We start from the raw sequence: 12794 nt of genomic DNA on the forward strand, positions 1-12794 counted from the left end.
GAGGAAGAGGCGCGTGGTCAGGCCACCTGCCCCGCGGCCCAGCCCGAGGCCCAGGCCCATTGGAAGTTGTAGCCGCCGAGCCAGCCGGTGACGTCCACCACTTCACCGATGAAATAGAGCCCCGGAACCTGCTTCGCCTGCATCGTCTTTGCATCGAGCGCATCGGTCGACACGCCACCCAGCGTGACCTCCGCCGTGCGATACCCTTCCGAGCTGACCGGCCGCACCTGCCAGCGATGGATCTGATCGTCGAGCTTGGCGAGATCCTTGTTCGATTGCTCGGCCAGCCGCCCCGATAGCTTCGCCTCCGCCACCACGAAATGCGCGAGCTTCTCGGGCAGATGCCGCGCGAGCGCATTGTGCAGCGCCTGCCGGCCCGCCGCGTCGCGCTGCTCCGACAGGGCCGCCGCGATGTCATTGCCCGGCGCGAGATCGACCTTGAGCGTGTCACCCTCGCGCCAATAGCTGGAGATTTGCAGAATCGCCGGCCCGGACAGCCCGCGATGGGTGAACAGCAGATCCTCGACGAAATGCGTCTTGCCGAGGCGCAGATCGACGGGCCGCGCGAGACCCGACAGCGGCGCGGTGCGCGCCAGATCCTGCTCGGCGAAGGTCAGCGGCACCAGAGCGGGTCGCGTCTCCACGATATCGAGGCCGAACGTCTGCGCGATCTCGTAGCCGAGGCTGGACGCGCCCATCTTCGGGATCGACTTGCCGCCCGTCGCGACAATCACCGAAGCCGCGCGGATCGGGCCTTGCGAGGTTGTGACGAGAAAGCCACCGCCCTCCCGCTCCACCCGCTCGATCTCCGTCTCGAGCGACAGCACGCCCCCTGCCGCGCGCAGATCGCGCAGCAGCAGGTCGATGATCTGCGTGGCCTTGCCGTCGCAGAAGAGCTGTCCGAGATGCTTCTCGTGCCAGGCGATCCCCGCCGCATCGAGCCGCGCGATGAAATCCGCGGGCGTGTAGCGCGACAGCGCCGAGAGCGCGAAGCGGGGATTGCGCGACAGGAATCGTTCGGTCGCGTTTTGCCGGGTCAGGAGACGGTTGGTGAAGTTGCACCGCCCGCCGCCAGAGATTCGAATCTTCTCGCCGGGGCGCCGCGCGTGGTCGAGCACCTGCACCGAGCGCCCGCGCCGCGCCGCCTCGATCCCGGCCATCAGTCCGGCGGCCCCTGCGCCCAACACTAAAACATCGCAATTTTCCATGCCGTCTCGCTTGCCGTAGCGGCGCGTGACGCGCAATCGAAATTTGTCGGATTTTCCTCTTGAAGCCCCGCGCCCACTTGGCTACATACCCCCCCACGTTGGGGCGTAGCCAAGTGGTAAGGCACCGGTTTTTGGTACCGCGCACCGTAGGTTCGAATCCTACCGCCCCAGCCACTTTTCCAGACAACACTGAAATGCTTAAGGTTTCTCTGGCCGCTAAGGTCGTGAGGCCGGTCTTTGGGCGATTTGGTCACACAAGACGGTCACACAACGTCGCCGGTGCCGTGCTCCCTCGACCTAATCGAGGGCCACATGTCAAAGCATCTTTTACTCAAGAACCGTCGCCTATACTTTCGTCGCCGAATCCCAACTCGGCTCGTCACGCAACTAGGTCGCTCCGATTTCGTTCGCGCCCTGCCGCCCTGCAATCATCATATGGCCGTTCAGATGGCGAGGCAGCTCTCCTCTCGGCTAGACCTGTTTTTCGCTGAGGCCATGTCGGACAGCACACTCGACCGCGAGAAGCTCAACGAGCTCGCGCGCGCAACCTTCACCGAGTTCCTGAAGGAATTCGATTGGCTCAATCGACGTGCCTATTCTGATGAGGGTGCGGCGCGCAATTCGCGTCGGGTCGAGGGAGCGCGTGAGCAGCTTCGAATGAAGTGGTGGCAGAATGCCGGACCAACTGCCGATGAGGTGCTGGCGGAAAACGCCATCACCGCCCCCTTCAATAGCCCCGAGTACCGCGAATTTTGCTTCAAGCTTCTGCGCGCGGGGGCTGAAGCCTCACGCATTTCAGCGGCTCGTTATGACGGTGACTTCACCGCCGTGCCAGCCGACCCCCTTTTCTTAGGCTGCGACATAGACCCGCCGGCGCCGACGCTGTCTCTAGAAGAGGCTTTTAAGAAGTATGAGAAAGAGAAGGTCAAAGGGGGCCATTGGCGCGCAGACGCTCAGCGTGAGAACCACAACACATTTGCCCTGCTGAACGAGCACTTCGGAGAAGTGCCGCTCGCGTCGATCACGCGCAAGCAGGTCGCCGAATTCCTCGATCTCGTGCGCCGACTGCCGAAGAAACGCGGAAAGAGTAGCGCTCTTCGCAGGCTGACGCTGCCTGAGCTTGTCGAGAGCGTCGACGCCGGCGACCTAGAGCCGCTCAGCTCGACGACAGTCGCGAAGCACATGAAGAACGTAGTTGCACTCTTTCATTGGGCCGTGCGCCAAGGCGAAATCCGAGAGAACCCGGCGGCCGGGGTCCATCAAAGCAGCAAGCGAACCATCGGCACGAACGAGGAGCGGCGAAGCTGGTCGACGGAGCAGATCAGAATGTTGTTCTCAGCCCCCATCTATAGGGGCTGCCGGGGGCGACAACGGCGCTTTTCGCCGGGCACCGAGATCATCAAAGACTCATGGTATTGGCTGCCACTATTCATGGCCTTTCACCCGCTTCGACCAGAAGAAATCGCGCAGTTGCATCTCTCGGACGTCTCCGAAGTCGACGGAAGCACCGTTATCGACATCAACGGTGGGGTGACTGCAGAGGGGGCTGCTTCAACGGGCAAGCAGCTGAAGAATGCCGCTTCGCGCCGGCAAGTCCCTGTGCACTCTATACTGAGCGATTTAGGCTTCTCAGCTTACGTTCAGAAGTTGCAATCGGCCGGTCAGACGCGCCTCTTTCCTGACCTGTCGGCACAAGGCAAGGCTGGTCGCTACAGCCAATACATCTGCAAACGCCTGAACGAAAAGCTGCCCCACCTCGGCATCGAGGGGGTCTCCGTATATGGCCTCCGGCACTCTGCGATTACGGCGCTAGCGAATGCCTGCGACAATGCCACGATGAGAAAGCGGCTCGCCGGCCACACCTTAACAGGGGAAGATGGTCGCTACATCAAGGGGTTTGAAATCTCGCGCCTGAAAGAGGCGATCGAAGGCATCCAGTATCCCGGCATCAACGCTGACTTTATCACTGGCGCCCAGAGCTTCAGCTCTCGATGAGAGCCCCTCAGAAGCCCATAGAACGCCATTATCAGCCGAGGCGGCGGGCGCGGCCGAACTGCCCGAATGGTGGGCTCTGTAGCCGCTCTTGGAGGCTCCTGTCGTTCACCAGGCTCTATCGCCTCATAATTTCCGTTCTCCATCAAACTGGCACTTGCTGGGCTAAGCTCGCTAGCACAGCCGGTCGTCGCCAGCGACCCTGCGCAACCAAGTTTAGAAAGCGACTGAAGGGTGCCCTGAAGGGTCTCCCTCAACGCGTCGAAGCCGTAGCGGCACAGCTTCTCAGCCTCTCTGAGAACATCGTCGGTCTTGATAACCTCGGCTCCGCGCCGGCAGAGGTTCTTCTTGCCCTCTAGGTATTGAGCCAGCCCATCGAGGCCAAAGGCCCATGTCATGTGGCAACTACGCGGTAACTTGCGATTGCGAGCATTCATGAAGCGATTGACCGCGTCCCACGCCGGGCTGTGAACCTTGAGGTTGCAGATCAGGACATGGACATGCGCCTGTGTCTTGCGGGTCCGTCCTGTGACCGGCACGAAAACCCCTGCCCAGCTGATTCTGACCCCTGTCTCTTGCAGAACCACCCGGCGCATATTGCGCAGTGCTTGGCTATGCGGCTCACCGTCTCGAAGATTGATCGTTGCAAAGACAGTGTCCGCTCCACCTCGCTGGGCCTGCAATGCAAGGGCCACCGCGCCAGCCAGCATCAGACGATGCTTCTCCTGCTTCGAATGGGACCTGAGTCGCTTACGCGTCGGGGCATGTTCTTGTTCTTGCAGGAAGTCGAACAGCACGTTTGCCTGAAGGAAGTGTAAAAGCTCTCTATCTTCCTCAGTCTGTTCTTCTTCACCTCTAATAAGACACTCGTACTTCCTGCCTGCGCGCACCGAGAAGACCTTTGAAATTTGGCGTTTCTGATCGTCGCCAGCATTGCCTGAAACCGTTTTTGGCATTTCGTGGGTGAGGGCCTGACGGCGAGTGTCTTGCTGCTGCACGGGATTACGCGACCAATTTCTGCGTCACTCGGGCAGAGGACGGCTCGGAAATAACGTTGATGGTGAAGGCGGCTCGCGATCGCTGAGCTCTTATCGGACCCACGTTCGTGGACGTCTCGAAGCTACTCGCCGGGTTTCAGCCTGTCAAACAAGGCAAAGCGTTTGCGCCCGCAGTTGCGGAACTCTCTTAGGCGATGAGCTCTCCAACGGCTATACGCCGGCCGCTGTCGCGGAATTCTTAAACAAAGCCGACTACCAGCTTGTCGCGCATGCGCTGAGCGGGGGGCACCAGATCGTGACGCTGGACACGAGTGAACCGCCTCGGAAAAACAAGATCAAGATTCCAGATGCCGGGAACGCTAAAGGTGTGTCATCTATTTCCCCATATGAGATGCTGCGTCGGAACGGCGTCCGGCTCTAGCGGGGCGCTTTTGATTTCCATGTGACATCCTATTGGCCGCTACGCCAGCAAACCAATGGGGCCGGTGCCGACTGTCCACCGCATACTCATATGGTGGAGTGAGCCTTCATGACGGAGGCTTTCTTCGCTTATGAGTCGTTATCGAGATCGAGATTTTTTCCTCGTCCCTACACCTCTCTTGAAGTGCTTGGCATTGGGGCGTTTTGGGTTTTGTCGGCGCTATCCAGGATCAGATTCAACGTAGCATTGGAGATCGAGAGGGTGTGGGTGGCATCCTCAATTTCAGGCTGAGGCACTGGTGCCGCTTGATGGACAACTCTGTTTCTAACATCCAATGCGGCGCTAATCTCTTTAGCAAGGTCGCTGGAAACAAGATTGTGGCTCTCAAGCATGGAGACAATGAAGCGTGGCGACCGGGCGTTAAATTCGATACCTTTGTCCTCCAAAACACGTCGACTGTTTTCCTCGAACGTTGCCCACTCTCGCACCAAGTCGTAACCTTGCTCGACCTTGAGGTAGGTATCCGACCTGAGAATCGCTTGCTGGCGCCGGATGGCAAGGAGTGCGGCCGACATCACAGAAACCGAAATGCCCGCGCCAGCTACAATTAGCGACATGCGTTGCTCGGCTGTCAATTCAATCTTCAGGAAGCTGAGGCCGAAGTAGGCAAGGGCACCGCTAGCAATAACAATGCCGAAATAGATATATATGCGAAGTATAAGTTCCAGTCGCATTGCGAAGGTCCTATGGCCTCGCGCCTCATGTTTGAGCAGTTCTAGCTCGTGCGCTACGTCTTTGCGGAGTGAATCGGTCATTTCTCACTCCTTCAAAGTTGACAGGGTGGTGGCTAGGATGGCTAATGCAATAACTATTACGAAGGTAGCCATGTAGCTATTTTGTTGTAGCTTTGTGGTGTCGTACATGATGCCCACGAGAAGCGATAGGACAGACGACGCGATACGAAGAAGCTTTATGTGCGTCGGTGTCTTCTTGCCCCCGACAGCGTGTCGCTGGATAAGCGCAGCGTTGTCAACCATGGCCTTTGTTATCTCCACCGGACCGTTTCCAGCATTTTGGGCTGATTCCAACCGATTCGCTTCTTTGATGACATGCCTTATGAACTCTTCGCCTGCCGTTTTGACGCTTTCTTTGGCCGGGTCACTAAAACCGTCCAAATCAGCATCTTCGATCTGAATGTTGATTGGCATAGTTCCCCTGCTGCGTGGGTCGGTTGACGAAAATCTATTCAGTGTTTCCTTCGCATAAAAAGCGATGCTGTCGCAATAGCCGGGGTTCCTGAGGCTGCCTCTATTGTGGTGTGATTGGCTGCCAAGGGCAAAATTGCTTGACAAATGTTCGTCGTGGGCGGGCCTGTTCAGTTAGCCTATAATTGTATCAGTTTCGGCCATGTTCGGCGGCCTGTTTCCTGAGTTTGCTTCCGTGATGCGTGGGGCTGGCTGGGGCCACGAAATGCGATTGACCAAGTTCCGGACTGTCGAAGCATGCCAGCGTCCACCCCGGCGAGTGCGTATACCCCTCTGGTTTAGCTCGGTTGCGATCGCGTAGAGCGAGTTATGCCCAGCCTGCATGATGTCTATGATGACTGGCGCGATAGACATAGCAAAGTCGTCTGTGGCGGCCTTGAGAGCCGCCAGTGCGCCGTCCGGCCTTCCTAAGGGGCGATAGCCTCGATCTCCGCCCAAGGCCACACCACGCGCCTTTGCAGCCGCCAGCGCTGCCTTGGTCCGCTCGCTGATCCGGCGGGCCTCGTCCTCGGCGACGGCCGCGAGGATGTGAACCGTAAGCCGATTCGCGTGTGGATTGTCGCAGGCGATGAACTCGGTCCCACTCTCCATAAGCGACGAGACAAACGCAACGTTGCGCGCGAGGCGATCAAGCTTGGCTATGAGCAGAACCGCACCTGTTTGTCTGCAACACCTTAGGGCTTGGTCGAGCTCGGGCCGTTCCCTGCGCTTGCCGCTTTCGACTTCGACGAACTCCGCCAGCACCGCGCAATCACTTTTCGCCGTGAACAACTCGACGGCCTCACGTTGAGCGTCTAGCCCGAGGCCAGATGCGCCTTGGCGCTTAGTCGAGACGCGGTAGTAGGCGACGTATCTGAGCGGGGGCATGGTCTTGAGCCTCATACAAAACTAATCAACGTTCGTTGCTCAGTTTTGTACAGGGTGATTACGAGAATGGAATCCGAAGACTGGCCCAGAGTCGCTATTTTCCTGTGTCCGAAAAGGTTGCCCACTCTTTGCTCGTCGATTTAGACTGGCAGAAATTACGAATTCTGCTTGATTTGAAAGGTCGATCATTACTCGATCAGACCGACAACGGGACTTGTGGCAGCGGTCGCGACGTAGACCCCGATAAATTCAGCACGTGTTCTGAGACGCAACCGTACTAGGAAACGTCGAAAAGCCTGAAATTTGATTACAAATTATAAGAACAAAACCACTAACAAATTGATATTAATCATATTTCAACTAATAATCACTGCCCCCCCCCTTATCATAACCAAACACTCTTCAACGTTTTCAGTCCATATTTCGTTGAAATTCGAAGAATGAGGCCGGCTGCAAGCCCCCAAAATTAATCAAGCGATAAGCTGGCGTTTATCTTGATAAGTCTAAACGACGTTCAAGACGGAACCGGATCGGCTTCTCGGTACTACGAACCGATTGTCATCACGAACACGCGAGGTACAGTCTTCGATAACGGATCGGAGGGCCTTCGCATTGACACGACTTGCCATTCTCGCGCTCCTCACCGTGATGACAGGCACGCAATGTGTAGCCGAAGAAACACTTTGGGCACCGACCGACTTCGATGGAGCTTGGGTCGAGGTACTGGACGCCGCAGAAAATGGGTGCTGGACCAACATCGGTGAGGTGAAAGCCTATGCGACCGATCAGTTGGATCTCGCCGGCTTCAGGGTGATTGAACGCCCAAAGGGTCCGGTTGGTGGCCTCGCGCCGTCGATAGGAAAGAACATAATCCTTGTGATTCAGGTGAAGGGCCAACGCTGGCCCGATGGGACGTGCATCGGAAGTCTAATGGTTCACTTTCTCGGGCGGGTAATAATTGTCCCGAGCCAACGCCGCTGGGTTACAAATACAATTGGCTATCCCGCTGCCACTGCAATTTGGGACAAAGACAACTTCAACACGATAGTGCTCGATGAGAGCAAGAACTACATCGCGAGCTGGGTCGACCTCGGGAAGATCAAGGCGACGGACAACTGACCGGGGAGGAGCACCGCGAAAACTGATTTGGGAGTATTTCTTTGTGATCCTGTCGCCGCCACCCCTCAATTTACGCCAACGAATTTTTCGCGCCTTTAGCATATGCGGGCGGCCACACGGAGATCGACGCTACCTTTCGTAGCATCGTCCGATCCAATTCCACACTGATCCACTTAGGCATCGTGGTATTTCTTAATCTTGGCCTTTTCGCGTTCGACACGAGCTGCCTCGCGTTCTGCGCTCCTCTCGGCGCGTGCCTTGGATTGGGCTTCTTTCACAGCCTGCTTATGGGCTTTGTGCGCCTCGTATGCCTCTCGGGCATTACGGCTGTTTTCGAGCACCTTTCCGGGCTGCGCGACGAGATCGCCGATCGTGTCAGGGCCTCCGCACGCAGTGCATTGCGGCGTGCTCGGGCCGATGAACAGCAGCCACGGGACAAGCCAGAGGCCGGCCGTAAGAACGGTGAGCACGACATGCAGCAGATAATTCGGCCGTTGTTGGATATGGAGTGTTTTCGCGCCGCAAGTGGGGCAGTATTTCATGCGCTGAACAGTGGGCATGCGTTTCCCTTTGCCGTAATAGATATGTCTTATGACAAAAACTTGGATCATAGCTTTACGTACATTTGCAAGAAGCATTTCCCGGCACGTAGCAGGTGCACCCAGCACATTTCTCTCAACAGTTTTTTTGCGACGCGGAAGGGTTCAAAATCTGCCCGCGTATAAAGAGCGGACCATGTTCAGCCCCAGTACACCGCCCCAATTTTTTTGTTCAAGGCAACTGCGATAGGTTGGGAAAGCTCTCATCACAGTCATGTCATAAGATATCGTCTTGCCTTGAATTTGAAGAATGCGAGGCGAAAGAGGCGCGCCTTCGAAACAAGGCGCGGAAGTATGTCAGGAAAATTGGACTTGCTCAGTATAGCGCCGGCAACTAGCGTCGAATTAATGGGAACACGCGCCGGTAACACACCAAGTCACACAATCGGCCTAGAGTTCACCGTAAGCGCTTGTATGCGTTGACTGCGAGAAAGATGGCTGCGTTTCCTACCGCCCCAGCCACTTTTCTCAGTAGAACTGAATTGTTTTAGGTTTCTCTGGCCGCTCAGGCCGTGAAATCGACGTCTGCTTGGCTTGGCAACACGAGGCGGCGACGCGACATTTCCAGAGCTGCGCTCTCTCGACCCAAACGACGGCCACAAATCGCAGCCCCCTTCGCTCGAGGACGGACGGCTTCACTTCGCCGCCGGAATCACGCTGACCAACTATTCCAACCGGACCTTCATGTGGTCGCGCCGAACAACAGCTCGAACGCGTTTTCACGATTGAAAACGGCGCCGTTTGGTGGCGCATGTCGGTCATCTAAGGGGAGGAGGAGGCGGTGACCTCAGGGAGGAGGAGAGAGGCCACCGCCAATTTCCGAGGCTCAGGGAGGAGGAAAGAGCCTCAGGAACTGTTGCAACGATTTGCTCGCTGCGTTGAAGTCTTTTTCGCACAAATGCTGCGCCGCAGAAACAGCTTATTCGACATAGCCGCGCTGCGCCTTCCGCATAGCTAACGACGGATCACGATCCGTGCTGCGGGGCACTGACCTCGGCCGACAGACCCGGGGCCAGTCGTTGGGCCTGCGGTTGATCGGGGTCGATCGCGATCCGGACCGGCACGCGCTGCGCGATCTTGGTGAAATTCCCGGTCGCATTGGAGCCCGACAACAGGCTGAACTGCCCTGCCGTCGCGGGCGAGAACCGCTCGATATGGCCTTTGAACTCGGTCTTTCCCAGCGCATCGACGGTAAAGGTCACCGGCTCGCCCATCTGCAGCCCCGCAAGTTGAGTCTCCTTGTAATTCGCTATCAGCCAGAGATCGGAAGGCACGAGCGAAACCAGCGTGCTCCCGGCGCTGACGAATTTGCCGACTCGCGCCGAGACCTGACCCAGCCGCCCATCCTCGGGCGCACGGATCACGGCATGGTCGAGCGCCACCTGCGCCGCATCCAGCGCGGCCTGCGCCGCATCGGTTTTCGCGGCGAGCGAGCGTTTGTTCAACTGTGCCGTCTGAACCGCCTGCTCGGCCACGTCGATGGCGCTTTGCGCCTCCTGTACGCCCGCCTTCGCCTGATCGAGCGTAAGCTGCGCCTGATCGGCATCCGATTGCGAGACATAGCTTTTCTTCGTCAGCTTCGAAGCCCGGTCGCGCGCGGTCTGCGCTGTGGCTTCGGCGGCCTTCGCCGAGGCGAGCGAAGCCTGCTTAGCCTCGAGCGTAGCTTTCGCCGAATTCACCGCCTGCGCCCCGTTCGACTGCGCGGCCTTCGCCGTCTCGAGCGCAGCCTGCGCCTGCTCCACCGCCGCTTTCAGCGCGCGATCGTCGAGACGCACAAGCACATCGCCTTTCTTGACCTCCTCGAAATCACTGACCGGGACCGCAGTGACTTCGGCCGCGACCTGCGCAGAGATCGGCGTGACCTTGCCCTGCAGATAGGCGTTGTCGGTCCAGGCAACGTCAGAGCGGAACGGCGGCAAGCGCCATGCGTAGAGCACGGTCGCGACACCGGCGAGCGCGATGAGAAGGATCAGGGCGGAAGCGATATAGCGGCGGGTCTGGGACATCGGATCAACTCGTGGAAACAGGGATGGAGGGCGTGAGGCGCAGGCGCGGGAGGGGCCAGCTTCGGTGCAGGGCGACATGGGCGATCAGCCCGGCCAAGGCCGCCAGCGCGAACCAGAAAACGGCGCGGAACGCATCGTCATAGGCGAGAATGGTGGCCTGCTGCTGCACCGTAGACGCGACGGAAGACAGCGCGGCCCCTGCCCGCGCCCCGGCATCCGCAGTCTGGCTGCCCAGCGATGCGGCACTCTGCGCGAGGGTCTGGCTCAACATCGGGTTGTCGGCCGAGATCTGCGGCGAAAGCTGCGCCATGTGATAGGCGGTGCGGTCGACCACCAAGCTCCGGAACAGCCCGGAGCCGATGACCCCGCCGATGGATTGCGTGGCCAGAAACAGCACGACGAAGCTCAGCAGGTAATGCGGCCCCTTCGCGAAGGCGGCTCCTAACCCTTTCGCCATTGCTGGCGGCAGGAACAGAATACCGGCAAAGCCGATCATCGCTTGGCTGAGATACATCTGCTCGGGCCCGGTGAGCGCGGTCGATTGCGAGTCGAGCCACGCCCCTGCCGCGATCAGCACCAGCGCAATCCCGTGGAACAGCGGCGCGCGCGCTCCGCTATTGGTCAGCATCAGGACACCGGTCGCGGCCAGCATCGACAGCGCGATGATCCCGAACAGCAGTTGCTCCTGCCCGGGCTGCAGCCCCATCGTGCGCAGGAAACCGACGGCGCCCGCGCTTTGTTCGGCCAGCGCGATGCGGAACACCAGCAGGGTCCCCGCCAGGTGCAGGATCGGCGGACTTAGCAGCCAATGGAAATCGATCAGCGGATTGGCCCGCTGCATTTCGATCAGCACCGCGCCCGCGACCATCACGATCGCAGCGACGAGCGCCACGCCTAGCCATTCGGTCTGCGTCCAATAGTCGAGCGCACCGAACATGAAGACGCTTGTGAACGCGCCGAAGCCAACCGCGAGCAGACTGAAAGAGACGAAATCGAGCGGCTTGAGAACCTTTTGCAGCGGGCGCGGCGTCAGCGGCAGCGCGAAGATCAGCGCCAGCGCCACCAGCGCCATGCCCATCTGGAACAGGCTCACCGCGTGCCAACTGGCATTCGCGGTGAGTTCGGGCAGCAGCACCCGCGCCAACGGCCTGCCCACCATGATCATCGTCAGGACAGCGGGGATCGCGACCTTGAGGCGCTGAGCCGCGGGAATGGCCTCCAGCATGTAAAGAAAGCCGAGGCTCGACAACGGGGCCGCGGCGCAGCCGCTCAGGAAGGCCACGATGACCGCGGAATGCAGGTCGTCGACCCAGAGGTTCAGCACCATCGCCAACACGAAGCAGACGATCCCGACCTCGGCGAAGCGGCGCAGGCCGAACTGGTCGCGGATGCGGATCAGCATCAGCGGCATCGAGGCGCGCGGCGCCATGAAGGCGGCCATCACCCAATAAGTGTGGTTCGTGGTTGCGTGCAAATCGCCCGCCAGCTGCGGCAGATTGGCCGAAACGAAGCCGGTCGCCAACGACTGCGACAGGGCCACGAAGACGGCGGCGCTGGCATAGACGATCCGCTTGCCTGCGGAATGGTCGGGCTCCGCAGGCGCGGCGGGCTGGGGCGCGGTCTCCGTCTCGGCGGTCTCAGCCTCTGCGGCCTCGTTCTGCGCGATCTCGGCGTCGTTGACCGGAGCCGCCTCGGGCCGCACGCGCTCGCGCGGCGATACCGGTTCGGCAGCCGTCGGACTCGCGTCCGGGCCGTTGATGTCGCGAATCTGGGAGTTCATTCGCCGCGCATCCTTTCGAGATTGGCCTGCATCCTCTCCATCGTCTCGCGGGCGCGGGCGACCTCCTCGGCGTCGATACCGTCGTAGAGCCGGGCGCGCAGAGCCTCGACGAAGGTTTCGATCTCGGAGGCATTTGCGCGGGCATGTTCGGTGAGGAAAATCTGGCGGACGCGTTTGTCGTCGGGATCGGCGCGGCGCTCCACGAAATCGAGCTTTTCCAGCCCGTCGAGCGTCCGGTTCAGCGTCGGCGTCTCAATCGCCAGCATCTCGGCCAGCTGCGTCTGGTTCAGCCCCTCGTCGCGGGAGATCGCAAGGATCGCCTGCGCCCGCGCGAAGGTCAGCCCCATGTCCCGCGCCTGCGCGTCGAACATCGCGCGCACCGACCGCGCCAGCAGCATCATCGTGCGCGTCAACTCGGCACGGTCGCGGCGGGCGGCTTCGGTGGGTGCGGATGTAATGGCGGCGCGGTCGGACATGGGGGCCTCGGGAATAAAGTTAGCCTGCTAACGTTTTCGTCCCATCCCACATATCCTCTGGGT

11 protein-coding genes and 1 tRNA gene are annotated in these 12794 nt (G+C 59.5%); 3 read left to right on the forward strand and 9 right to left on the reverse strand.

Going from position 1 to position 12794, the window contains the following annotated elements:
* Positions 1-17: 17 nt before the first annotated feature.
* A complete protein-coding gene (locus BMI86_RS13755) occupies positions 18-1208 on the reverse strand; it encodes an NAD(P)/FAD-dependent oxidoreductase (RefSeq protein ID WP_078542096.1) in 1191 nt (396 codons plus the stop codon).
* Between the two features lie 99 nt (positions 1209-1307).
* Between BMI86_RS13755 and BMI86_RS13760 the strand changes: the two genes are divergently transcribed.
* Positions 1308-1382: transfer RNA gene (locus tag BMI86_RS13760), tRNA-Gln, on the forward strand.
* Between the two features lie 138 nt (positions 1383-1520).
* Entirely contained in the window at positions 1521-3203 is a 1683-nt protein-coding gene (locus tag BMI86_RS13765; protein ID WP_348638956.1) for a site-specific integrase, read from the forward strand.
* Here the strand turns inward: BMI86_RS13765 and BMI86_RS21025 are convergent.
* From BMI86_RS21025 to BMI86_RS13790, 4 genes are all read right to left on the reverse strand, one after another.
* A complete protein-coding gene (locus BMI86_RS21025) occupies positions 3092-4198 on the reverse strand; it encodes a hypothetical protein (RefSeq protein WP_143594809.1) in 1107 nt (368 codons plus the stop codon). The two genes, BMI86_RS13765 and BMI86_RS21025, sit on opposite strands and share 112 nt — an antisense overlap.
* Positions 4199-4786: 588 nt before the next feature.
* A complete protein-coding gene (locus BMI86_RS13780; RefSeq protein WP_078541913.1) occupies positions 4787-5434 on the reverse strand; it encodes a hypothetical protein in 648 nt (215 codons plus the stop codon).
* Between the two features lie 3 nt (positions 5435-5437).
* Positions 5438-5827, reverse strand: coding sequence for a hypothetical protein (locus BMI86_RS13785; RefSeq protein ID WP_078541914.1), 390 nt, complete (start codon positions 5825-5827; stop codon positions 5438-5440).
* Positions 5828-5998: 171 nt separating this feature from the next.
* Entirely contained in the window at positions 5999-6766 is a 768-nt protein-coding gene (locus tag BMI86_RS13790; protein ID WP_210402726.1) for a recombinase family protein, read from the reverse strand.
* A 597-nt stretch (positions 6767-7363) separates the two neighbouring features.
* On the opposite strand from BMI86_RS13790, the gene BMI86_RS13795 reads away from it, so the two are divergent.
* Positions 7364-7870, forward strand: a complete 507-nt coding sequence (locus BMI86_RS13795; protein ID WP_078541915.1) for a hypothetical protein — start codon at positions 7364-7366, stop codon at positions 7868-7870.
* 173 nt (positions 7871-8043) lie between these two features.
* Here BMI86_RS13795 and BMI86_RS13800 read toward each other — a convergent pair whose 3' ends face one another.
* From BMI86_RS13800 to BMI86_RS13815, 4 genes are all read right to left on the reverse strand, one after another.
* On the reverse strand, positions 8044-8481 hold the full coding sequence (locus BMI86_RS13800; protein ID WP_168173858.1) for a hypothetical protein: 438 nt from the start codon (positions 8479-8481) through the stop codon (positions 8044-8046).
* 953 nt (positions 8482-9434) lie between these two features.
* Positions 9435-10475, reverse strand: a complete 1041-nt coding sequence (locus BMI86_RS13805; protein WP_078541917.1) for an HlyD family secretion protein — start codon at positions 10473-10475, stop codon at positions 9435-9437.
* A gap of 4 nt (positions 10476-10479) precedes the next feature.
* Positions 10480-12255: a hypothetical protein gene (locus BMI86_RS13810; protein WP_078541918.1), complete on the reverse strand. Its 1776-nt coding sequence runs from the start codon at positions 12253-12255 to the stop codon at positions 10480-10482.
* Positions 12252-12731 carry a MarR family transcriptional regulator gene (locus BMI86_RS13815; protein WP_078541919.1) on the reverse strand — a complete coding sequence of 160 codons (480 nt, stop codon included), beginning with the start codon at positions 12729-12731 and terminating at the stop codon, positions 12252-12254. The genes BMI86_RS13810 and BMI86_RS13815 overlap by 4 nt, the downstream gene beginning before the upstream one ends.
* Positions 12732-12794: the final 63 nt, after the last annotated feature.

This window comes from Thioclava sp. DLFJ5-1, from assembly GCF_002020115.1.
GTDB classification, from domain to species: Bacteria; Pseudomonadota; Alphaproteobacteria; order Rhodobacterales; family Rhodobacteraceae; genus Thioclava; species Thioclava sediminum.